Here is a 23,054-nt window from a genome sequence, read left to right on the forward strand (position 1 = left end):
TTTTCTGCGGCCAAGTTGTAAACCTGGGGTAGCTGTAGCCCTTGCAAGGGCAGGCCATCGGCGGTGCTGGCGTTGCGCTGCCGCAGCTTGTCGGAGGGAGCAGGGGCAATGAACTCGCTCAAGAGCACGTCGAAATACTGGTTGATGATGGCCACCGCCTCGCCATCTTTGCGGAAGTAGCTGGCCGAGGCCCGCTTCATCTCTTGGATGGCGACAATGGTGGCCTCGGCAGAGCAGGCGTTTTCGATGATCTCCCGCAGGCCCCGGGTGTTAACCACAAGGATGTTGGGATCCCCGGCCACCAGGGCGTAGGTGACATAGCGCAGGAACCAGCTTAGATCCCGCAGGGACTTGCGCATGTTGGCAGCCCCGTAGCGGGAGATGTTGATGGGGCGGAAGTTGGGCGGGATCTCCACGCCGCTGGCGCTGAAGAGATTGCGGATGGCCTCGAGGAAGCCACCCGTGGACTCCACATAGAAGGCGGTGCCCAGCTTAAAGGCTTCTTTCTCGTCTTGAGTGACTTCTGGCCGCTCCAGGTAGGCCATGGGGGAGCCGCCGGTGAAGATGCGGTTGGCAGCCCGGCTGACAATGATTTCGGAGTTGGCGGCGATGACCTCGGCAATCTGCAGCCGCTTCAGACCGCTGGAGAAAAAGTCGTCAAGGCGATCCAGCTCGGTGCGCGAGAGGTAGCGATCCTGCTGTTCTGCCTGGGAGATGGTGGAGAGGGGCACGGTTTGGTAAAGACGGGGGCTGGAGACGACTGCGCCGCCAGATGCGTTGATACCCATCGCTCTCTTAAACTCCGTTTATCGAAAAACTGCCGACAAGGCTCAGGGAGGATGCCCCGGGAAAGGGGCTGACCCATGGACTTAGCTAAACCGGCCCCCATCCCTCTCAGAGTTGGGGAGGAATGGACGCCGCGTCCCTGAGGGGGAAGCCAAGCCTAGAATACTAGGGGGATGCGACCAGAGGGGGGAGGTTGTTGCAGTTTGTAACACTCATTCTCAGTTGCCTTCTCGTCAAAAACCATGGCCTCTGACCCTTCTTTGCACCTTCCCGACTCTCTGCGGGCAGACTGGGAACAGGGATGCTACGGCTCTGTTGCTCAAAGTTTGCAGCGGCAGCTTGAGCAGGGATCCCAAGAGCCCCTGCTGTATTGGTGGCTGGGATCTGCCTACCTACTCCTGGGGCGGGAGCTAGAGGCGCAGCTCACTTGGCAGGAGGGTCTGGCCCTCCTAGGGGCCGAAGCTGAGGTTACCCGCTGCTGGGCAGAGGGACTGCTGGAGCTGGCAGAGGGGCTGTGGGAAAGGGGGCAGTGGCCGCAGGCGGCGGCTTTGTATCGGCAGTTGCTAGAAAGTGGCGCTGCCCCAGAGGCGGCGTTGGCGGCCCATCGCCTTGGCCTAGTCCAGGAGCGCAGCCGACTGTGGCTAGAAGCAGCAGAGTGGTTTGAAGAGGCCTGCCGCTGGGATCCAACGGCCACGGAGAGCTTTTGGCGCTGGGGCCTGGCCCTGCTCAAGCTGGGCCGGTTGCGGGAGGCCCTCTCCCCTCTCCAGGAGGCAGCGCGGCTAAGGCCAGAGTGGGGGGATCCCTGGGTGCAGATGGGCCTGGCTTGGCTGGATCTGGGGGAGCTGGAGCAGGCGGTGGCCTGCTTTCAGGAGGCAGCGGCGCGGGGCACCCAGACAGCAGAGCTCTACAGCTACTGGGCGGAGGCTCAGGTGCGGCGGAATGACCCGCAGGGGGCTTGGGAGAAGTTCCGGCAGGCGCTGGCGGCGGAGCGGGAGTGGCTACAGGCCTGGTGTGAGGGCAGCGGCAGAGACAGTCGGCTGCGGCTGGAGCTGGAGCAGGCCCTGCAGGGATCCCCTGGCAGCCTTTGGCAGGAGCGGTACCGCGCCTGGCAGCAGCGCTGGCTCCCTGCGCAGGCAACCCTTCCTTCCCCAGCCTGCCAGAGCCCACCGCCCAGTGCTGGCAACCCCCTGCCAGTGCCCAGCCAGGGTTACCTTACCACCCGGCAGTGGCACCAGGCCACCGGCGAGGGCAGCTACCAGGTGGTGGATCCAGAAGGGGTTCTCTGTCTCCAAGCTCCTCCTACGGCTGACCCTGCCATTGGGCAAAAGCTGCGCTCGCAGCGGATCCCCTTGGCCGAGACCTTTGTGGCCCAGATTCCGCAGGGATCCGTGCACGTGGGCCACTATCCCCGCCACCTCTACGCCAGCTTTGCCAGCGCCGTGCTTACCCGTAGGGGTGAGTTGCTGGCCGATGTCTCCCCCAGCTTGCCGCCGCCGGAGTTTCTCGACTGGGACTGGAAGCCGGCTCACCTAGAACACCACCCCGTTTTGGACTTGCCCCACCTGCCGCCGCCAATTCCGCTGGATGGCCCTGTCGCCCTCTTGCCCCTGGGGGCGGTCAACTACTTCCATTGGATGGTGGACATCCTGCCCGCCCTCGATCTCCTACGCCGCTCCGGCGTCCTCGAAAAGGACATCCCCCTCTTGGTTCACGGCTACCAGGGCAAGCCTTTCCAGGTGCAAAGCTTAGCTGCCTTGGGGATCCCAAGCGAGCGCCTCCTCAGCTTTGAGCAGGCGGGGGGATCCCATGTGCAAGCGCAGAACCTGATTGTGCCCTCGCTGGCGGGGCCGGTGGGGTGTCTAACCCCCAGGGGCTGGCAGGTGCTGCAGCAACTGGCTCCTCTGGGGCAGGCGGCGGGGCTACCGCGGCGGATCTACATTAGTCGTCGGGCTGCCCGCTGGAGGCGGGTCATTAACGAGGCAGAGGTTCTCGAGGCTTTGCGCCCCTGGGGATTTGTGTCTGTGCAACTGGAAGCCCTTTCTCCGGGCGAACAGATAGCCCTGATGCAGAGAGCAGAGGCAGTCATTGGGATCCACGGGGCGGGCTTGACCAATCTTGCCTTTTGTCAACCTGGCACTGTTGTTATCGAGATTTTCCCCACCAATGCCGTGCTCCCCTACTTCTGGAGCCTGGCCCAGGTGGTGGGGCTGAACTACTTTCCCCTGCTGGCTCCAACCTGTGACCCGGCCCTGGTGGCCCTGTTGGCCAGCCCAGAGTTGGATCGGGAGGATGCCTGGGTGCGGATCCCGGACTTGCTGAAGTTGCTCGAGCAAACAGGGCTGCGTTGACTGCTTTCCCAGCCTTGGGAGTGGGATCGGAGGGACTCGAACCCTCACGTTCTTGAAGAACAACGGATTTTAAGTCCGTAGCGTCTACCATTCCGCCACGATCCCTAAAGTAGCCGTACTACTCTACCAGACTCTTTGCTGCAGGGGGCTAGGAGGCTTCTATAGGGAGAGTATGGCATGCCAGCTTCTGCCAGACAGCCTGGCGCAAGAAATGGGCCAGGGCGGCTACGCAGTCTCGATCCTCAAAAAGCAGGTCGCGCCGCTGTTGGATCTGCTGAGAAATTTGCTGCCGAAATTGGGGATCCCTTCCCAGTTGCACGGCTAGATCTTCGTAGCGCTGGAGGTCTTGGGCAATCAAAAGATCAAGGCCCATCCTTTTGAGGATGGCGTAGGTATGTCGGCCCCGCAGGAACCGGCCAGGGCAGGTGACCACCGGCAAGCCGGCAGCAACGGCTTCCAGAGTGGTGATCCCGCCCGACCAGCCGTAGGAATCCAGCATGACGTCGGCGCAGCGATTGAGATCCAAGTAGTCCTGGTGATCCAATTGGGGCAGGAGGCGGCAGTGGTTTTCTATGGCCAGCCCCCAAGCAGAAAAAGCCTGGGAAAGACGCTGCCAAAACTGTCTCCCAATGGCGGCATTGGGCAAAGCTAAGAAAACAAATTGGGCACTGGGCACTTGCCGAGCAATAGCTGGAAAAAGGTAGTCGTATTGCGGCAGGTACTTGCCCAAATACTGGCAGGTGAGATAAACGACGGCATCCTGGTGTAGACCAAAGTCCTGGCGGTAACGTCTCTGGGGAGGCAAAACCGGCTTTTCAAAACAGGTACCCAGTCGGGGCAGTCGGACTAAGGTTTCGCTGTAGTGGGCTTGTCCATCTTCTGGCTCCATCAGGTCGCTAGATAGGAAGTAGTCAATGGTCGAAAGTCCAGAAGTAATGGGATGAGCCCAAGTGGAGCATTGCACTGGGGCTAGACGCAGGGAAGCTAGTTGCAGAATAAGAGGCGATAGTCCAATTTCCAAATACACCAAAACATCAAGCTGATCCTGCAAAATTTGGCGGGCAGCATCTTCAAAGCCAGTGGGAATGTGCCGGAAGACATCGGCATACTGGCGGTACTGCTCGGTCATGAAATCAACTCTGGGATCCAAGTGATAGGCAAACACCTGAAAAGGCCACTCGGCGCTGGCTTTTAAGTATTTCACCCATCCCAAAGAAAGGCGGCTGTAGGAGCAAGCCCGCATGGAGGCCGAGACAAACCCAACGCGCAGGGGATCCCCTGGCTGCCGAGGAAGACACTGCCAATTGGGGTAGCAGGATTGGACAATGCGCTGTACAAACTGAGCGTATTTTTTCTGCAGCTCCAGGTCGTTGTAGCCCTGGTACTGCAGAAGGTGAGGCGTTCCCCAACTTGACCCTAAAAAGGCAAGCCGCCGCTGCTCTGGGGTGTCTAGAGGCGTCTCCTGAATGAGGCGATCCAGGTGTTCTACAAAGCGCAAGCGAAAGCGGTGCAGCTCCTGTTCATCCTGATAGATAGCCGGCAGATAGAGGTGGTAAAGCCAGCGGGCTTGCACCAAGTTAGGATCCAAAGTCCATGCCTTTTCCAGGTGATCCAGAGCCGCGCTGTGTTCCCCTTGCTCGCGATGGGCTATCCCCAGATAAAAATGCACCTCAGCCCAAGGGATCCCTGCTAGTGGATCTGGATTTTCTAACAACGATCCCAGCAAGGAGATTGCCTCTTCGTGGCGGCCTAGGTTAACAAGAATCTTGCCCGCTTGAAAGGCAGAAAGGTAAGCCTTGGGATTGAGGCTCAGGCTCTGCCGATAGCAAGATAGAGCCTTTTCCAGTTGCCCCAAAGACTCATAGACAACGCCCAGGTTGTGGTGATAGAGGGCTACGCGGGGATTGAGCTCAATGGCCTCGGCAATCAAGGCAGCCGCCCATTCCCCCTCCCCCTTGGCCTGGGCCACCGTCCCCAGCAGGTGCAGGGCATCGGGTTGATCGGGAAACTCCGCCAGAATTTGCGAGTAAATGGCTTCCGCTGTTCGCAAGTCGCCAGCCTGCTGGGCCTGGATCCCGGCCAGCAGCTTATCCTTGGGGGCGAGATCCGACATTGAAACAAGGGAAGCTGGAGAGTTTTCCTCACTATAGGCCCTCCAGCTCCGATTAGAACCCCCCTCGCCGCCTTCCTCTCCCTAGGTCTCATGTTGCCAAAAGCACATAAAAACGGTATCAACGCTTCTGCGAGCGCCTCGCCAAAACCCGCAAAAGCCGATTTTTTCGTTGACCCGCTCGATGCCTTGCGCCACAAGGCTTTCAGGCCTCTCACCCCCCCTCTGCAAGGCCTTTTTTGCCCTCTTCGACCGACCCCCTCGCAAATAGGTCTTGCATTCCTTGCCCCGCTTGGGTTTAATAGGGGTAGAGTTCCCCCTTCGGGGGGATCCCTAGAAATTGGAAACATGAACCAACCACAACAACTGTAGTATTCGAGCAGCATGTAAGTTCCCCCTTCGGGGGGATCCCTAGAAATTGGAAACTTCAGGTACACATCGTACCCATCGGTGACTCCGACGACTCGGGTTCCCCCTTCGGGGGGATTCCTAGAAATTGGAAACAATATTTAGGGATCCCTTACGTTTTAGGGATCCCTTAGGAGTTCCCCCTTCGGGGGGATCCCTAGAAATTGGAAACTCTACCGCTCCGAAGTAATCTAACTCCGACGGCAATACGCGGTTCCCCCTTCGGGGGGATCCCTAGAAATTGGAAACTTCATACAAACCTCCCTTCACGGGATAGAAACAACACCCAGGAGTTCCCCCTTCGGGGGGATCCCTAGAAATTGGAAACGGGACTTCCGCGGGACATTCCCGAGACGTTTCCAGGACAAGTTCCCCCTTCGGGGGGATCCCTAGAAATTGGAAACCCGAGATTCTCGGACACCAATACCCGGTAGCTACGGTCTGTTCCCCCTTCGGGGGGATCCCTAGAAATTGGAAACGGTCTCCATCGAAATCGCCCCCCATTGTCTCCCAGTCAGGTTCCCCCTTCGGGGGGATCCCTAGAAATTGGAAACTCATAATGTACCTCCCAGTGATGGAGTAGATTTTCGAGTTCCCCCTTCGGGGGGATCCCTAGAAATTGGAAACGGGCTGGGAGCCGACATCACTACGCCATCGTTCAGCTTGTTCCCCCTTCGTGGGGATCCCTAGAAATTGGAAACAACAGCCAGGTGCTCCCAAACTTCACGCGCCTGTGCAGCAGCCACAATCGGGCAGTGCTGTACGCGCTAGAAGACTTCGGGCTCAAGTATGACGCCGTCCAGGCCCACAACCCTATCGAAAGCAGCATCAAAGCTTAGGCGGAGGATTGGGCCTCCCAGCGGTCAAAGATCTGCAGCAGCAACTGCACCCCATCGGTCAAGGCAGCCGGACCGGGCTGCAGAATCACCTCTGACGGCAGCTCGTAGACGTGTCCGCTCCAGACCGCCGGGATAGTCTCCCACCCAGGGCGGCTGTGAAGCCGCTCAGGCTTGAACCTCTTGCCACACCAGGACACCAGGATGATGTCTGGAGCGCGCCGCACGACCTCTGCCGGTTCAGCTATAATCCGGCGCCGTGCATCGGGATAGGCACTGAATTCGGAAAAGATGTCTTCAGCTCCACACAAACGAATGAGTTCGCTGATCCAGCCGATGCCTGTAATCAAGGGGTTATCCCACTCCTCGAAGTAGACCCGTGGACGGCGGCGCCGTTGCTGTCCACGCTGCATAGCTCGGTGCAATCCCTCCCGCAAGGAGCGCACATATGCCCGTGCCTGAGCAGCTCGCCCTACCAGTGCCCCAAGGCGCAGGATCATGGAGAGGATCCCCTCAACCGTGCGCTGGTTGAAGCAGACAACCTCCACCCCCTGGCGAATGAGCTCAGCGCAAATGTTTGCCTGCAGATCTGACCATGCAAGCACAACATCGGGCTGCAGCGCCAAAATCCGTTCGATGTTGGCATCCAAGAGGGTGGACACCTTCGGCTTCTTCCGCGCCTCCGGCGGACGCACCGTAAATCCAGAAATGCCGACGACGAGATCCCCAGCACCCAGGGCGTAGAGCGTCTCTGCCGTCTCCTCCGTCAAGCACACGATGCGCTCTGGCAATCGCGGTCGCGGAACATGTCTGCCAATCATCGGGATTTCTTCGAGCGAGTCTACGAACTGGTTTGCTAAATGGGCGCCTAGGCTGCCCGCTTCAACGCCTCACCCCGACGCTCATGCAAGAGCTCTCGCAGTCGGAAGGGGTTCAATGCAAGACGACTGCGGGGGGTTCCTAGAAATTGGAGACAGCTTTAGGAAAGGTCCGCCGCTACCCGGTGGGCGCAGGCAAACCCAGAGAAAGCGACAGCGTTGAGTCCCTGGCCGGGGAATGTGCTATCCCCCACGCAGTAGAGGTTGGGGATGGCCGTGCGGTTGAAGGGCATGCCCAAGAGTCCCCAGGGAGTGCCGCGAGGGATGGGGCCGTAGGTACCATTAACGCGGCCTAAGAAGCGGCGGTGGGTGCGGGGCGTGCCCACTTCCTGAAGTTCAATGTGGGATCCCAGACCAGGCCAGAGGGCCTCCAGGCGGCGGATGAGACGCTCGGCTGCCGCTTGTTTTTGCTGCCGGTACTGCTCTGGGCTCAAGCCCTGCCAAGTCTGCATCCAACTGGGGGTAAAGGCGTGGACGATGTGGCGGCCCGGCGGCGCCAGCTCCGGATCCAAAAGCGTGGGGATGGAGACGAAGATCGTGCCCTGCTCCGCCTCCAGGTCTTGCCAATCTTCTAGAAGAATGTGGTGGCAGTAGCGCTCGCCGGCCAGAGGCTCGGCCCGCACCCCCAAGTGCAGGCTTAAGAAACTGGGGGACTGTTGGTAGCGGCTTTGCCAGCGCCGCTCCGCCGCCGGCAGGGATCCCGGCCAGAGGCGCTCAAAAGTATCCCAGCGGGTGGCATTGGAGATGACCTTGCGGGCCCAGAGCTTTTCCCCTGTGGAGAGCTCGACCCCCACTGCTCGTCCGCGCTCTTCCAGAATCCGCCGCACCGGCGCCCCGTAGCGGATTTGCCCGCCGCAGGCCTCTAGCCCCTGGGCCAGCTTCTGGGCAATCTGCCCCACCCCTCCCTTGGGGTAGTTGACGCCGCCGTAGTGGCGGTCGCAAAACACCATGCCGGCGTTGATCATGGGCGTGCACTCTGCCGGCACCACCGACCAGCAGTAGCACTCCATGTCCACAAAGCGCAGCAGCGCCGGATCGCGTAGGTGGCGCCGCGCCACCTGGCCCACATTCACCGGCAAGTAGCGGGCCAAAGTCAGGCAGGCGCGGGGGTTGCTGACAAAAGAGCGCCAGAGATAGCCCCACTCCTCCAAAGAGAGGAGCTCCATGGCGTTAAGGCTGTTGAAGATAGGCCAGAAGCTGTCGTAAAAACGGCGGATGCCGCCCGCTTCCTGAGGGAAATAGCTAGCTAGCTCCTGCAAAAACTCCTCGTAGTTCCGGTGTACGCGCGGGCTGAGCCCCTGGGGCAGGTGGTAGGCAATCTGCACGGGGTCGGGGATGGATTCCAGAGTTTGGCCCACAGCAGCCAGGGCACGGGTGAGCAGGTTGGTGGTGCCCTGAGTGCCCAGGCCAAAGATCATGGAAGCCCCGACATCAAAGCGATAGATCCCGTTGCCGTTGGGATCTGGGCGCTCGAAGTAGCCAGCGCTGCCACCAGGGATGAGGTATTTTTCCAAAACCAACACCCGGTAGCCCTTGGCCGCCAACTGGGTGGCTGCCACCAGGCCGCCAATCCCAGCGCCGATGACAATGACATCCCAAACAGAAGGGGGGGAAGCGGGAGGTGCCGTAGCTTGAGGTCGAGAAAACAGCGTCTGGGTCAAGGGATCCCTCTAGCGCAATGCCAGTATCCTCAACCTACCAAAGCTTTAGGCAGCATCCGCCATCCCATCTCAGGGCAGCGACTTAGATTAGATCTTCCAGGCCGCGGCTGCCGACGTAGCGGCTGTAGGCGTAGACTAGCCCCAGGCTCAGGCCAGTAACCAGAAAGCTAAGGGCCGCTCCAAAGGGGTAGTCCAGGCTCGCGCCAAACTGCATCTGAATGACATTGCCAATCAGGAGCGTCTTGCTGCCCCCCAGCAAGTCGGGCACCACGAACATGCCCAGGGCCGGGATCCCAACCAAAATCAGCCCCGCTGCCAGCCCCGGCAGCGTTTGGGGAAAAAGCACCCACAGGAAAACCTGCCAGCCGTTGGCGTAGAGATCCCGTGCCGCCTCGGCCAGGCGCCAGTCGATGCGCTCCACGGCTGTGTAGAGGGGCAAGACCATGTAGGGCAAGAACGTGTAGATCATGCCCAGATACACCGCCAGCCAACTGGGGTAGAGAGCCGTCTGGGGCGGAATCCAGCCCAGCCAGGCCGCTAGCCGCGCCGGCCACCCCTCCGGGGCCAACACCACCATCCAGGCGTAGGTGCGGATCACCAAGTTGGTCCAGAAGGGCACCACCACCAGCGTCAGCAACAGATCCCGCTGTCGGGGCGGGTGGGCGGCGATAAAAAAGGCCAGGGGATAGGCCAGGAGCACACAGAAGAAGGTGGTAACTGCCGCCACCAGCAGGCTGCGGCCCAGGATCTGCCAGTAGATGGGCGTCCACCCTAGGGGACCGTAGCCAAGAGCGCGCAGGTAGTTGGCCAGCGTCAAGGGCAGGCCCACCTGGCCAAACTCGCCGCGGCTGAGAAAGCTACAGGCCAAGAGCAGCAGCCCCGGCAGCACCAAAAACGTGACCACCCACAGCACCCCCGGCCCGGCAAAGATCAGGCTGTGCAGCAGCTCCTGCCAGGGCGTGAGCAATTCCCCGGCGCGCACTTGGGCAGGCTTCTCCAAGCGCTTCAGCATGGGGAGTCCTCCCGCCGGGGATCCGGCCGCAGGCGCACCAAGTTTTTAGGAGGAAGATGGGCCACCAGGGCCTCCCCAATGGCAAAATCCTGGTCTTCGATGTCGGCGTTGAGGGTGAGGGCCTTGAGCTGCTGGCCGCTAGCTGTGCGCAGGAGGTACTGGTTTTCCGCCCCCGTGTAGATGAGGTTTTCCACCCGCACGGGCACTTGGTTGGGCAGCAGATCCCAGCCGCTCCGAGAAAGCCGAATCTTTTCCGGCCGAATGGCCAGCTGCACTGGCTCCAGGGTGGGTTGGATCCCGAGCACCTTGAGCTTGCCCAGGGGCGTCTCGACGCAGTCGGTGCCGCAGGCGATCCCTTCGATGAGGTTGCTGGCCCCCAAAAAGTCCGCCACAAAGGCCGTTGCCGGGCGCTCATACACCTCGTCAATGGGGCCCACTTGCTCAATGCGCCCAGCCCGCATCACCGCCACCCGGTCGCTGGTTACCAAGGCCTCCTCTTGGTCGTGGGTCACGAAAATGAACGTCATGCCCAGGCGGCGCTGCAACTCGCACAACTGCACCTGCAGCTGCTTGCGCAATTTGGCATCCAAAGCCGAGAGCGGCTCGTCTAATAGCAGCACCTCTGGCTCGTTGACCAGGGCGCGGGCTAGGGCCACCCGCTGCTGCTGCCCGCCGGAGAGCTCCTGGGGCTTGCGCTTAGCCAGATCCCCAATCTCTACCAACTCCAAAGCGGCGGCCACCCGCTTGCGCAGCGCTTCCCCTCGCACTCCCCGCATGCGCAGGCCAAAGGCGACGTTCTCTTCCACGGTCATAAAGGGAAAGAGGGCATAGCTCTGGAACACGGTGTTGACGTTGCGCTTGTGGGCAGGCAGATGGCCCACCGGGCGCCCCCGGATCACCACCTCGCCAGCGTCAGCCATCTCCAGGCCGGCGATGATGCGCAGCAGGGTGGTCTTGCCGCAGCCGGAAGGGCCCAAAAGGCCAAAAAACTCCCCCCGCCGAATCTGCAAGTCGATGCCATCGAGGGCCACAACATCGCCAAAGCGCTTGCGGATTCCTCTAAGCTCGACACTCCATGGACAAGCCTGGGAGAAGTCAGCAACGACACCGGCCATTGCGGTTAACAGCCCTGCTCGATTCTTAACCCAGTATGCAAGTTGGCGGCGCCAGGGGGATGGGGAGGCCGGCACCCTACCGCCATTCTGCCTCTGGTGTTTCTTCCCCTGAGGGCTCCTGGGCTGCCCAGACCCAATCCGTGAGATTTTGGTCGGGGATCCCTTGCCCCATTAGCCCGTGGCAGCGGGCGCAAAACAGGCAAGCAGCACAGCGCTCGCCATAGGGTAGGGGAGGGAAGTCCTGGGCCTCCAGTTGCCGCAGGCGGTTCAGGGTAGCTTTGAGGTGGGCCAGATCCCGCTGGTAGGCAGCAGCGCTGTAGCGCCACTGAAAAGGCCGCTGGGGGTGTTGCACATACCAAAGGGTCAGTTGCACCTGCTCCGGCTCAAAAGGGCCTTCCAGGGGCAGTTGGTGGGCCAACCCACACACGAGCAGCGGGTAGAGGCGCACCTGCCAGTCCTGGGCCAACTGTTCGTCGGGCGGGCGCTGCCGCTCCGTCTTCCAATCGACAATGTGCAGGGATCCCGGGGCAATCACCAGCCGATCTAAGCGGGCAGTGAGGTTAAACCCCTCAATCCGCTGCCAGAGGGGCAATTCCGTCAACACCCGCCCCTGCGGTTGGGCATGGGGACTGGCCAAGAACACCTGCCACCACTGGCGTACCGTTTCGTCTAGGGCCGACAGGCGCGGCTCCACCTGCTGCCCGCGGCTAGACCACTCCACCAGGCGGTGAAACTGCCGTCCCCGCTGCTGCTCCACTTCGTGCTCAAAGGCATCGGCGGCAGGCCAAATCAGTCGCTCCAGGTACACGTAGCAGAACAAGCGGGGGCAGTAGTCGAATAGCGACAGGGCCGAGGCCGAGAGGTTGACCTCGTCAAGACTCCACCTCAGCGGGGAAGGAGCAGCGAACATGGCTCAAGGAGAAGCATTATGGCCATTCTATTGGACTGCTAGGGGGTCGGCTGCCAGGAAAAGAGTGGCCTCTGGATCCCCAAGGGGGGCTAGACAAAGCGATAAAATTAAACTCAGGCTCACGCTAGAGGTCTTGGTTTTTTGCCGCTAGTGGCCGAGCGTCTGCAAACTGTCTTACTTAAGCGAGGAAAACGCCGTGGAGCTAGCTGAGATCGAGGAGTTAATGAGCAAAGCGGTGCAGGCCACCCAGCGTTCCTTTAGCACGGTGCGCACGGGGCGAGCCAACGCCAGCCTACTGGATCGGGTTCAGGTGGAGTACTACGGCGTTCCCACTCCCCTGAAGGCGCTAGCCAGCATTACCACTCCAGATGCCAGCACTCTCCTGATCCAGCCTTTTGATCCCTCGACTCTGGCAGCGATTGAGCGGGCCATCCTCGCCTCCGACCTGGGCCTGACGCCCAGCAACGACGGCAAGGTCATCCGCCTCACCCTCCCCCCCCTGACGGAAGAGCGGCGCAAAGAGCTAACCAAACAGGTGGCCAAGCTGGCAGAGGAGGGGCGGGTTTCCATTCGCAACATCCGCCGCGACGCCATTGACGCCGTGCGCAAGCAGGAGAAAAACGGCGAGATCTCCGAAGACGAGTCCAAGAGTCGGCAAGAAGAGATCCAAAAGTTGACCGACCGCTACATCAAAAAGATTGATGAGCTGCTGGCGGAAAAAGAAAAGGAGCTGACTACAATCTAAACGCCCCTCTCTGTGGGCCTATGCCAGCAAGGCGCTGCTGCCAGCATGGATCTCATCCTGTGTCACCAGTCGGCGGACTTCGACACCTTGGGAGCGGCGGTGGGCGCAGCACGGCTGTATCCAGGCGCCCGCATCGCCCTAGCTGGCGGATCCCTGCCGGGAGTACAGGAGTTCTTGGCCCTCTACCGGGACGAGTTTCCCCTCATCGAGCTGCGCTCGGTGGATCCCCGACAGGTTCAGCGCTGGATCTTGGTGGATTGTTACGATCCGGATCGCCTCGGTAAGGCTGCGGCCTGGCTGAGCGTTCCTGGGGCGAAGATTGAGATTTTCGACCACCACCTGCCTGCCACCTCGCTGGAGGAGGTATGGCCGCAGCAGCAGGTCAGCGCCCACATTGAAGCCGTGGGCTCCACCTGTACCCTCCTCGTGGAGCGGCTGCAGGCGGCCGGGATCCGCCTCAGTCCATTTGAGCGGCTGGCCCTGGCTTTGGGCATTCACATGGACACGGGATCCCTGACCTTCCCGGAGACCACCGCCCGCGATGCCGCCGCCCTCACCTGGCTGATGCGTCAGGGAGTCAACCTGGTGGTGCTGCGGCGCTTTTTGGGCGATGGCCTCACCCCCCCGATGCAGGAACTGCTCAGCCAGGGACTGGCCCAGATGCAGGTGGAGGCGGTGGGGGAGTACCGCTTGGGAACGTGGCTGCTGGAGCTGCCGGAGTTTGTGCCCGGCTTGGCCGGCCTGGTGATGCGGCTAATGGATCTGACAGGGGTGGACGTGCTGCTCTTGGTGGCACGACAGGGGGAGCGGCTTAGCCTCATCGGGCGGGCGCGGCAGGAGTTTGCCCAACTGGGCCGAGTGATGGCCCGCTACGGTGGCGGCGGCCACGACTGCGCGGCGGCAGCCACGCTGAAAGCCTCCCCGGGCCGGCCCTTGCCCGATCCAGCCCAGGTGCTGGCCGACCTCAGGCAGGCGGTTAAGGAGCGGATCCCGCCGCCGGTGACCGCTAGGGATCTGATGTCCTCGCCGGTGCGCACCATCCGACCGGAGGTGACCATCCAAGAGGCCCAGCGGGTGCTGCTGCGCTATGGCCACTCCGGCCTGGTGGTGGTGGATGCCCAGGGCTGCCTGGTGGGGGTGATCTCGCGGCGGGACATTGACATTGCCCTGCACCACGGCTTTGGCCATGCCCCCGTTAAGGGCTACATGACCACGGAGGTCAAGACCCTCTCCCCCGATACTCCGCTGGCGGAGATCCAGCGGCTGATGGTGCAGTGGGACATTGGCCGTCTGCCAGTGCTCCAGGATGGCCAGTTGGTGGGGATCGTTACCCGCACCGACGTGTTGCGGCACCTGCACGAGCTGCCGGCTCTCTCGCCCCGGTTGGCCGCTCCTGAGCTTTCCTGCCCCCTGGATCTCTCCTTTCCGGCCCTGTTGCCGCAGCATCGCCGCTTGCTGGAGGCGGCGGCCCGCCTTGCCGACGAAAAGGGTCTGCGGCTGTATCTGGTGGGGGGAGCGGTGCGGGATCTGCTGCTGCACCGGTGGGGACGGCAGCCCTCCTCTTGCCTGGAACGGCTGGATTTGGATTTGGTGGTGGATGGGCCTTACCCCTCGACCCCCCAAGGGACGGATCCGCCGGGCTGGGGGTTGATCCTGGGAAAAGCCCTCAAGCAGCACTTCCCGGAGGCACGCCTGGAGATCCACGGCAAGTTCCAAACCGCCGCCCTGATCTGGCCAGGGGGCTTTTGTGTGGATATTGCCAGCGCCCGCACCGAGTTTTACCCCTACCCGGCCTCGCCCCCTGAAGTGGCCATGGGATCCATCCATCAGGATCTCTACCGGCGGGATTTTTCCATCAATGCGCTGGCTTTGCGCCTCAACGGCCCGCAGCGGGGGCAGTTGCTGGACTTTTTCGGCGGGCAAGCGGATCTGCAAAAGGGGATCATCCGCGCCCTCCACCCCAACAGCTTCATCGAGGATCCCACCCGCATCTACCGGGCCGTCCGCTTTGCCGTGCACCTGGGCTTTGCCCTGGATCCGACCACCGAAGAATGGATTCGCACGGCTGTAGCCAGCGGCCTCCACGATGCCGTTGGCGGGGAGCGCCTCAAGCAGGAGCTGGCCTACATCCTCCGCTCCCGCGACTGGCCCTTGGCTTTTGAGCGGCTGGCGGCATGGGGAGCCCTGCGCTGCATTCACCCCGCTTTGACCTGGGATCCCTCCCTGTACCGGCGGCTGCAGCGGGTGGGCCGCTGGGCCTATCACTTCCGCCGCCGCTACCCCGAGCTGGGATCCCAGGAGATCTGGCAACTGCGCCTGGAAGCCTTGCTCTTGCCCCTGCCCCAGGCACCCCAGGTAGCCAGCCAGCTCCACCTCACCCAAGCGGGCATCGAACGCCTCAGCCATTTCTCCCACTACCAAGCCCTCTTGGCCCAACTGGAGACCGGATCCCTGTCTCCGGCTCAGGTAGTACGGCTGCTGCAGGGGCTGCGCATCCCGGCGGTGATCCTGTTGGCAGGGCTGGCCGCCAAGCCAGCGCGGCGGCTGCTCTGGCGCTACTTGCAGGAGTGGCATTGGGTGAAGCCACCCCTCAACGGGCACGATTTGCGTTGCCTGGGCTACAAGCCGGGCCCTCTTTTTCAGGAGATCTTGGAGCGCCTGCGCTGCCTCACCCTCAACGGCGAGCTTACCACTCGCGCTGAGGCAGAAGCCTGGCTGCGGAAACACTTCCCCTTGCTGCAATCTCAGCCAAAGTAGCCAAAAGAGTAGAGGGGTTGCCCATTTCTGGTAGGACGATCCCATTGCCAGATCGCTAGCCTGAGAGAAGGTTGTCTTGGAGGGATCCAATGCGGGTATTGAAACCTCGCTCTGCTGTCGAGGCAATCCCGTCGGTGGGCCCCATCCCCCCCCAGCGGCGGAGTTGCCGCGTGGCCAAGCCGGTTGCCTTTGCTCTGCTGGCCATCCTTGCCGCCGGGATGGGATCCCCTGCCCAGGCCCAAGACCTGGTTCGGCTGCTGATCCACGGCCTGCAATGGCTGCAGGTGAGCCAGTTAAACGACGCCCAAGAGGTGAGCTTGGGCCGCCAGATCGACCAGCAACTGAAAGCCCGCGGACAGATTCGCGTCAGTTCAAATTTCTATTGGGTGGAGCGGGTGAACCGCATCGGCCAGCGGGTGGCCGCCCACAGCGAACGCCCTAACTTGCCCTATACCTTTCAGGTGGTGGAGGATCCAGACATCAACGCCTTTGCCACGATGGGTGGTTTTGTTTACATCACCACTGGCGCCCTGGAAGCTGCCGACAACGACGACCAAATTGCTGCTGTCTTGGGCCACGAAATCGCCCATATCAGCGAACGTCACGGCCTCCAGCAACTGCAGCAGGCTGCCGCCGCCCGCTTCGGCGCCCAATTGCTGGGACTCGATGACAACACCTTGGCCGCCCTAGCCCTGGAGCTGGGAGTGCGCCGACCGCAAAGCCGCGAAAACGAGTTTGTTGCCGACGAAAAAGGTTTGTGGGCCGCCTATCGCGCTGGCTTCGATCCCAGGGGCATGTCGCAATTTTTGGCCAAGTTGCAATCCCGTCCATCCCTGCCGGACTTCTTGCGTACCCATCCCCCTGTCGCGGAGCGCATCGCCCGCCTCAACCAGCTTATCGCCGAGCACAGCATGGTCAGCCCTGCTGCCTATGGCTCCGGCGGCCCCACTTGGCCTTCGCAATCTCTCCCCCAAACCCAGCGCACCGAAGTTGAGATTCTGCCGGTGCTGCCGGTTTTGCCCTGAGTAGGCCGCTGGGATCTGTTTTCCCCGTAGGGTGGAGGTTCGCATCTGGGGGGAACGCTTCGCACCGCTGGCGCGAGCAGTAGGCGAGGGTAGCCTTGTAAGCTGAGAAAGGGTTTCCTACCTGCCCCGCTGCGCGGTTCACTTGCAGTGGGCCGTAGGACTGGGCAAGCCAGGAGGCATGGGAAGAACATCAAGCAACAGAACGTGCCACACAAAAGGATAGCTTGGTAGCCCCGCACTTGAGTGCAGGGCGGAAAAGCTCGCTAGCCACTTTAGTCGCTTACCCATGATGGGGGTCGTTGATATAGTTTCATAGCTCAAACAACCTCTTCCTGACTTCTCCTACCAAGACCTTTTTCCTTCTCTTTGGCCAAAAAATAAGATAAACAACCGCTAGCCCCACAGCATGGTTGTAGTGATTGTACCGTTGACTTTCCTCTCGCACTATCGCTTGCCCATGTTAGACTGCGGTTGTCATGCCGCTTGCCAACAATGATGGAGTACGGCTGTCAGCAGGTTCGAGTCAGGAACAGAGAGCTAGTCCCCCTATTAGAGTACTTGTGTCAACAGTCTAATAAAGTGTACAACTGTGCTTTGTACTATGCGAGACAAGTCTATTTCAAAACGAAGCGATGGGCAAGCTATGGTGAGCTTTGTGCTGAGATGGCGAGAACCCAAAACAAGCACTTCATCGCAATGTATGTTTCCGCCGCACAACAGACCTGTAAGTCTGTAGCTGAGGCACTCAGTAGCTTTAAGAAAAAGCTGAGGCTCTCCTGGCAAGAAGGAATGAGTTTAAGACCAAACCTGCCGCGGCCTTCAGGAACTGTCTAGAGGCGCTTTGACAACGCCGTTACGGGTTCTTTTGTGGACTGCGTAAGAATCCCCCGCCTTTAGGCGCTGGGAGTGTCAATGGATCCCATCTCTTCAACAGCAGCACCTATGGATCCCTGTCTGATCCCCGTCAAGCTTCCCCACGGCTCCTACGACATTCTCATCCAGTCCCCCGAAGGCTCCGGCGGCCACAGCCTTATCCAGTTGGGATCCCAACTGCAAGCCAGGGGACTTTCGGGCAAGGCGCTGGTGGTGAGCCACCCCGGCATTGCCAAGCATTTTGGCGAAAAGTTGATGCAAGGGTTGCAACAAGCGGGGTTTGCTGCCCGTCTTTTTCTGTTGCCCGCCGGCGAGCGCTACAAAACCCTGCGCTCGGTGGCCAAGATCTACGATGCTGCCTTGAGCTTTGGCCTGGAGCGCTCTTCCACCCTCGTGGCCCTGGGAGGGGGGGTCATTGGGGATATGGTGGGGTTTGCCGCCGCCACTTGGCTGCGCGGGATCCCGTTTGTCCAGGTGCCCACTTCGCTTTTGGCCATGGTGGATGCGGCCATCGGCGGCAAGACCGGCGTCAACCATCCTGGCGGGAAAAACCTCATCGGCGCCTTCTACCAGCCGCGCCTGGTGTGGATCGACCCAACGCTGTTGCAGACCCTGCCCCGGCGGGAATTTACCTCGGCCCTGGCGGAAGTCATCAAATACGGCGTCATCCAGGCTGCCGACCTATTTGAGTTTTTGCAAGACCGGCCCAGGCTGAGGCGCTACGCCGATTTTGCCCCTGCGGATCTGCACTATCTGCTGCGGCGCTGTGCCGAGTGCAAAGCCTGGGTGGTGCAACAGGACGAGCGGGAAGGGGGCCTGCGGGCCATCTTGAACTACGGCCATACCCTCGGCCATGCCCTGGAAACCGTTACCGGCTACCGCCGCTACCTGCACGGGGAGGCGGTGGCCATTGGCATGGTGGCTGCGGGGGAGATCGCCCGTCGCCTGGGGTGGTGGAGCGCGGCTGAGGCCGAGCGGCAGCGACGCCTTATCGAAAGGGCAGGGCTGCCCAGCCACTGGCCCGCCGGGATCCCTTGGGAGGCGGTGCTGCAGGCGCTGCAGGCGGACAAAAAAGTCAAGCAAGGGCGGATCCGCTTCGTTCTGCCCCGCCGGATTGGCCAAGCGGAGCTGACCGATCAAGTCGAGCTGGCGGATGTGCAGGCCGCTCTGGCGGCGATGACGGCAACCTCTTGAGCCCTAGAATTAGGAAAAGCTGAGGACAAGAAAGCATGGGACGGCAACAACGGGTAGCCATCCTAGGGGCCACAGGAGCCGTAGGAGTGGAGCTGCTGAAGCTGCTGGAAGAGCGCCGCTTTCCGGTGGCAGAGCTGAAGCTGTTGGCCTCGCCCCGCTCGGCGGGCACCTACTTGACCTTCAAGGGAGAACGGATCCCGGTGGAGCCGGTTGCAGAAGCGTCCTTTCGGGGTCTGGACCTGGTCTTGGCCTCTGCCGGTGCTAGTGTCTCCAAAACCTGGGCCAAGACCATCGTCGAGGCAGGGGCAGTGCTAATTGACAACTCCAGCGCCTTCCGCCTGGATCCCGATGTCCCGCTGGTGGTGCCGGAGGTCAACCCCCAGGAAGCCTTCCGTCACCAAGGGATCATTGCCAATCCCAACTGCACCACCATCCTAATGTGCGTGGCCATCTACCCCCTGCATCGCCACATCCCCCTGCGCCGCGTGGTGGCCGCCACCTATCAATCGGCCAGTGGGGCTGGGGCCAGAGCCATGCAGGAACTTCAAGAACAAACCCGCGCCTACCTCCAGGGGCAGCCGTTGCAGCCCCAGGTGTTCCCTTACCCCATTGCCTTCAACCTCTTCCTCCACAACAGCCCCCTGCAAGAGAACGGCTACTGCCAGGAAGAGATGAAAATGGTCAACGAATCCCGCAAGATTATGGGATCCCCCAACCTGCGGCTGACAGCTACCTGTGTGCGGGTGCCGGTGCTACGTACCCACGCCGAGGCCCTCAACCTGGAGTTTGAACAGCCCTTCCCTGTGGAAAAAGCCCGGCAAATCCTGGCCCAGGCCCCTGGGGTGGTGCTCATTGAAGATTGGCAGCAGAACCGCTTTCCCATGCCCATCGACGTGGCCGGCAGGGATGAAGTGGCGGTGGGCCGCATCCGCCAGGACATCTCCGAGCCCAAGGCCCTGGAGCTGTGGCTGTGCGGGGATCAGCTCCGCAAAGGAGCAGCTCTCAACGCCCTTCAAATTGCCGAGCTACTTTTGTGAGGACTAGTTCACCACCACTCTCCAAGTAACAGGCCCAGTCTGAACGGGGGCAGCCTGCGTGCTGTTTAGGGTAACTGGGGAGTTGGGGTAGTTGTAGTCGCCAGTTGCCGTCAGAGTTCCCGTTTGGACAGGGATAGTCACTGTGCAAGTTTGCCCTACATCCACTGATCCTCCAGTGAATCGAATAGTGTTACCACCTACAGTAGCTGTGAGGGTAGCCCCGGCACCGCAGGAAGCAGGCAAGGCAGGAGGTGCACCAGGCCCTATTGTCAAAGGCGGTGCCACTGGCAAGGTGTGGTTAAAGCTTAAGCCGGTTAGGGGTATAGCGGCGTTGTTGGTGATGGTGAAGGTTAGAGTTCCAGTAGCAACAACGCCAGAAGGGGATAGGGATAGGGTGCGGGGATTAGGAGCAAAGGCCATGGTAAAGGTGGGAGCCGGCACCGTTACCGTCAGGGTAATGGCGGCTGCGGTGGCATTGGGCGCCTGGTTGCTGCTGAGGACTACCGCTGGGCTGGTCAGGGATCCCGCTGTCGTGGCTGTAACCTGAAGATCCAGGCTGATGGTGCAGCTAGCGTTGGCTGCCAATGAGCCGTTGACCAGCAAGATGGAAGTTGCTCCTGGTGCAGCTGCCAGCGTCCCGCCACAGTCGTTGTTCAAGTTATTTATTAGGATTGGCAACGATTAGGCCGGCAGGGAGTGGATCGGAGAAAGAGAGGCCAGTCAGCGGCAGGGCGGTTGTGTTGGTTGGGTCGGGGAGGTGGGGTTAAATGCCTTGTAGTCGCTTTTCTTGTCATCTCTGCTTTCCTTTTAGTCATCGCCAATTGAACACACTAGAAGTGCGTTTTCCGTAGGGGTGAGCCTAGCGCTACTGGGGAGTCATTTTCAGAGGAGAAAGAGGGGGTGAATGGGAATTAGCCGGAAAAAGGGGAAAATTGAGAGGCATTGGGCCTTCAGGGAGAGTGATCTGTGCATCCAATTGCAACGGGATCCCTGGCTAGCTTTGTGGCCGGCTTGGCGACGGGGTTGGGGGCTTTGCCGGCGCTGTTTCTTCCCTCGCTCTCGGAGAGGGTGCAAGGGATCCTGCTGGGGTTTGGGGGTGGCGTGATGTTGGCAGCCACCTCGTTTTCGCTGCTGGTGCCGGGTACCGAAGCGGCCCTGGCGCTGGGGTATTCCCAATTCGAGGCGGCGGTGATTATGGGGGCGGGCCTGTTGTTGGGGGCGATCTTTCTGGAAAGTGCCCACCGCCTCTTTCCTCACGAGCACTTTTTCAAAGGGGTGGAAGGGGAGAACCGCGCCCATTTGAAGCGGATTTGGCTGTTCATCATTGCCATCGCCCTGCACAATTTCCCGGAAGGCTTGGCGGTGGGGGTGGGATTTGCCACCGGCCAAGTCGGCGATGGGTTGGCGCTGGCGCTGGGGATCGGCTTGCAGAACATGCCAGAAGGGCTGGTGGTGGCTTTGTCACTAGTGGGCCAGGGGTACTCGCGGCTGTTCGCTTTTGCCATTGCCCTGCTGACCGGGCTGGTAGAGCCCATCGGCGGCATCGTGGGAGCGACGGTGGTCACTTTGGCTCAGCCGCTGCTGCCCTGGGGCATGGCCTTTGCCGCTGGTGCGATGTTGTTTGTGATCTCGGATGAGATCATCCCCGAGTCGCACCGGCAGGGGTTGGAGCGGGAGGGCACCTTTGGCGTTCTCAGTGGGTTTGTGGTGATGCTGCTGCTGGATATTGCCCTGGGTTAAAAAGGGATCCCGTCCTGAGGTGAGGTTTTATGCTGAGCAACGAGCCTTTTCTGTGGCGGGGAAGAGGGGATCATGCCTGCCTGCTGCTGCACGGGTTGGGGGGTGGCGTCTACGAGTTGCAGTGGCTGGCGGAGCGGCTGTTGGCAGCCGGCCTGACGGTGCAGGGGTTTAACTATCCCGGCCACGACCGCCCGGCACCCCGCATGCCCCCTTCCCGCTGGACGGAGTGGTACGGGCGGGTTTTGGAACATTACCTGGCGCTGCAGCAGGAGTACCCGCGCCTTTCGCTGGTGGGGTTTTCCACCGGCTGCCTGTTGGCGCTGCACCTGGCCTTTGCCCACCCTGTCCACAAATTGGTCCTGCTGGCGCCGTTTTTTGCCATTCGCCACCGCTGGTACTATCTCTTTCGCCCGGAGCAGTACCTCAACAGCCTGGGCTGGCTCTTGGAAGAGGTTCCCCGCTTTCGCCTGCCGATTCGGGATGGCGATGTCCGCGCGTTGGCAGAAAGAGTGGCCTATTTGCGCAGCTTCAATCTAACGGCGGTGCGCAGCGCCCTTGAGCTCATCGAGCGGGTCAGGGGGGAAGTAGCCAGCATCCAAGTTCCCACCCTCATCCTGCAGCCGCGCCAAGATACAGTGGTGGATCCCGACCAGGCGGCGTGGCTCTACCGGGAGCTGGGATCCGCCGAGAAGACCCTGCATTGGCTGGAGCGCTCCGACCACGTTCTCACCTTGGACTGCGAGCGGGAGACGGTGTTTGCCCAGGTCTGCGCCTTTCTCACCCCGGATCCCGCTCCAGCCGCATCAGCGTAACCCGCTGCCAGGCGCCGCCCTCGTCGTAGTCGCGCACCAGGCGCAGCAGGTGGCGGCCCTCCGGCCCTTCCGGAAACCAGCTCAGGCTGAGGGAAAAGCGGCGATCCCGATGAAGGGTGGGGATGGGCAAGGGATCCGGCCCGCCCATCCACAGCCCCCCCGGCAAGGGATCCCAAGGGCTGGCCCACTCTGAGAGATCTACATGAGTTTCGCTGAGCAAGCTATCGGCAGCAGAAAAGCTCTGGGCGATCCCCCGCCATCGCCCTTGCAAGGCCTCTCCCAGTTGCGCTTGGGTCAGCGCAGGAAAGTCGGCCCCAAGATCCAGCACCTGGCCGCGCCGCTCCAAGATGACCGTCACCCGCACCAGGCGGCCCTGGGGATCCCACTGCTGCACCACCCGCGCCTTGCGCTCTCCCCAAAGAAAGCCCTGCTCGACGGCAAAATCGCCAAACGGTGCCAGCTGCAGCCGCCCGTTGGAAAAGGAGCCATCGGGGAAAAAGCGCAAGCCGGGCGAGAAATCTTGATAGACCCAGCTCTGGCGGCTTGTTGGGGTAGGGGATCCCTCTAGGGGGTAGTAGGCATTGGTTTGGCGGATTGCGTCCCGATCCAAAGCCTCAAAGGTGATGAGGCTGCGCTTTTGGCCCACCAGCTCCCAGCCGTGGGCGGTGGGTCGATACTCGGAAAAGAGCCCGTGCCATTCTCCCAGGTGCAGGGCCAGGCATTCTCTCTGGGTTGTCATGAAGCACTGTGAAGTAACATTAGGGAGACGCAACGCGGAAGACAGAGCCGATGGGGAGGAAGTTCCGA

At 61.3% G+C, this 23,054-nt stretch carries 16 protein-coding genes, 1 tRNA gene, 2 pseudogenes and 1 CRISPR repeat array; of the genes and pseudogenes, 8 read left to right on the forward strand and 11 right to left on the reverse strand.

Features of this window, described 5'->3' with window-relative positions; translation table 11 throughout:
* Positions 1–788 (reverse strand): annotated as a pseudogene (locus ACVW0R_RS10385) (phycobilisome rod-core linker polypeptide); the annotation flags it as partial.
* A gap of 240 nt (positions 789–1,028) precedes the next feature.
* Here ACVW0R_RS10385 and ACVW0R_RS10390 point away from each other — a divergent pair.
* Positions 1,029–3,134, forward strand: a complete 2,106-nt coding sequence (locus ACVW0R_RS10390) for a glycosyltransferase 61 family protein (protein WP_457502022.1) — start codon at positions 1,029–1,031, stop codon at positions 3,132–3,134.
* A 21-nt stretch (positions 3,135–3,155) separates the two neighbouring features.
* Here ACVW0R_RS10390 and ACVW0R_RS10395 read toward each other — a convergent pair.
* From ACVW0R_RS10395 to ACVW0R_RS10425, 7 genes are all read right to left on the reverse strand, one after another.
* A tRNA-Leu gene (locus tag ACVW0R_RS10395) sits at positions 3,156–3,239 on the reverse strand.
* Positions 3,240–3,282: 43 nt separating this feature from the next.
* A complete protein-coding gene (locus ACVW0R_RS10400; protein WP_457502023.1) occupies positions 3,283–5,247 on the reverse strand; it encodes an O-linked N-acetylglucosamine transferase, SPINDLY family protein in 1,965 nt (654 codons plus the stop codon).
* 309 nt (positions 5,248–5,556) lie between these two features.
* A CRISPR array of direct repeats spans positions 5,557–6,353; the repeat unit is 36 nt; unit sequence GTTCCCCCTTCGGGGGGATCCCTAGAAATTGGAAAC.
* Between the two features lie 134 nt (positions 6,354–6,487).
* Positions 6,488–7,309, reverse strand: a complete 822-nt coding sequence (locus ACVW0R_RS10405; protein WP_099813086.1) for a cobalamin-binding protein — start codon at positions 7,307–7,309, stop codon at positions 6,488–6,490.
* Positions 7,310–7,467: 158 nt separating this feature from the next.
* Positions 7,468–9,015 carry a carotenoid isomerase gene (gene crtH / locus ACVW0R_RS10410; RefSeq protein WP_457502030.1) on the reverse strand — a complete coding sequence of 516 codons (1,548 nt, stop codon included), beginning with the start codon at positions 9,013–9,015 and terminating at the stop codon, positions 7,468–7,470.
* A 94-nt stretch (positions 9,016–9,109) separates the two neighbouring features.
* Complete coding sequence (locus ACVW0R_RS10415) at positions 9,110–10,039, reverse strand: ABC transporter permease (RefSeq protein WP_414395939.1); 930 nt, start codon at positions 10,037–10,039, stop codon at positions 9,110–9,112.
* On the reverse strand, positions 10,033–11,154 hold the full coding sequence (locus tag ACVW0R_RS10420) for an ABC transporter ATP-binding protein (RefSeq protein WP_457502024.1): 1,122 nt from the start codon (positions 11,152–11,154) through the stop codon (positions 10,033–10,035). The genes ACVW0R_RS10415 and ACVW0R_RS10420 overlap by 7 nt, the downstream gene beginning before the upstream one ends.
* Before the next feature lie 76 nt (positions 11,155–11,230).
* Positions 11,231–12,064 (reverse strand): PD-(D/E)XK nuclease family protein, encoded by an 834-nt coding sequence (locus tag ACVW0R_RS10425; protein WP_414348010.1) that lies wholly within the window; start codon positions 12,062–12,064, stop codon positions 11,231–11,233.
* Between the two features lie 196 nt (positions 12,065–12,260).
* Between ACVW0R_RS10425 and frr the strand changes: the two genes are divergently transcribed.
* From frr to ACVW0R_RS10440, 3 genes are all read left to right on the forward strand, one after another.
* Complete coding sequence (gene frr, locus ACVW0R_RS10430) at positions 12,261–12,809, forward strand: ribosome recycling factor (protein ID WP_414348012.1); 549 nt, start codon at positions 12,261–12,263, stop codon at positions 12,807–12,809.
* 45 nt (positions 12,810–12,854) lie between these two features.
* Positions 12,855–15,566 (forward strand): CBS domain-containing protein, encoded by a 2,712-nt coding sequence (locus ACVW0R_RS10435; RefSeq protein ID WP_457502025.1) that lies wholly within the window; start codon positions 12,855–12,857, stop codon positions 15,564–15,566.
* A gap of 89 nt (positions 15,567–15,655) precedes the next feature.
* Complete coding sequence (locus ACVW0R_RS10440; protein WP_099883810.1) at positions 15,656–16,591, forward strand: M48 family metallopeptidase; 936 nt, start codon at positions 15,656–15,658, stop codon at positions 16,589–16,591.
* Positions 16,592–16,904: 313 nt separating this feature from the next.
* Here ACVW0R_RS10440 and ACVW0R_RS10445 read toward each other — a convergent pair.
* Positions 16,905–17,036: pseudogene (locus ACVW0R_RS10445) on the reverse strand (IS200/IS605 family transposase); the annotation flags it as partial.
* A 497-nt stretch (positions 17,037–17,533) separates the two neighbouring features.
* Here ACVW0R_RS10445 and aroB point away from each other — a divergent pair.
* Together aroB and ACVW0R_RS10455 are read left to right on the forward strand one after the other, a co-directional pair.
* Positions 17,534–18,658 carry a 3-dehydroquinate synthase gene (gene aroB / locus ACVW0R_RS10450; RefSeq protein ID WP_099883808.1) on the forward strand — a complete coding sequence of 375 codons (1,125 nt, stop codon included), beginning with the start codon at positions 17,534–17,536 and terminating at the stop codon, positions 18,656–18,658.
* Between the two features lie 35 nt (positions 18,659–18,693).
* Positions 18,694–19,695 (forward strand): aspartate-semialdehyde dehydrogenase, encoded by a 1,002-nt coding sequence (locus ACVW0R_RS10455; RefSeq protein ID WP_457502026.1) that lies wholly within the window; start codon positions 18,694–18,696, stop codon positions 19,693–19,695.
* Positions 19,696–19,698: 3 nt separating this feature from the next.
* Here the strand turns inward: ACVW0R_RS10455 and ACVW0R_RS10460 are convergent, their stop codons facing one another.
* Positions 19,699–20,373: a DUF7933 domain-containing protein gene (locus ACVW0R_RS10460; protein WP_457502027.1), complete on the reverse strand. Its 675-nt coding sequence runs from the start codon at positions 20,371–20,373 to the stop codon at positions 19,699–19,701.
* A gap of 288 nt (positions 20,374–20,661) precedes the next feature.
* On the opposite strand from ACVW0R_RS10460, the gene ACVW0R_RS10465 reads away from it, so the two are divergent.
* Both ACVW0R_RS10465 and ACVW0R_RS10470 read left to right on the forward strand, forming a co-directional pair.
* Positions 20,662–21,435, forward strand: a complete 774-nt coding sequence (locus tag ACVW0R_RS10465) for a ZIP family metal transporter (protein ID WP_457502028.1) — start codon at positions 20,662–20,664, stop codon at positions 21,433–21,435.
* Positions 21,436–21,464: 29 nt separating this feature from the next.
* Positions 21,465–22,247: an alpha/beta hydrolase gene (locus ACVW0R_RS10470; protein WP_099834843.1), complete on the forward strand. Its 783-nt coding sequence runs from the start codon at positions 21,465–21,467 to the stop codon at positions 22,245–22,247.
* Here ACVW0R_RS10470 and ACVW0R_RS10475 read toward each other — a convergent pair.
* Positions 22,213–22,986 (reverse strand): DUF3598 family protein, encoded by a 774-nt coding sequence (locus ACVW0R_RS10475; protein WP_099887409.1) that lies wholly within the window; start codon positions 22,984–22,986, stop codon positions 22,213–22,215. The genes ACVW0R_RS10470 and ACVW0R_RS10475 overlap by 35 nt on opposite strands.
* Positions 22,987–23,054: the final 68 nt, after the last annotated feature.

This window comes from Thermostichus sp. MS-CIW-15, from assembly GCF_054060575.1.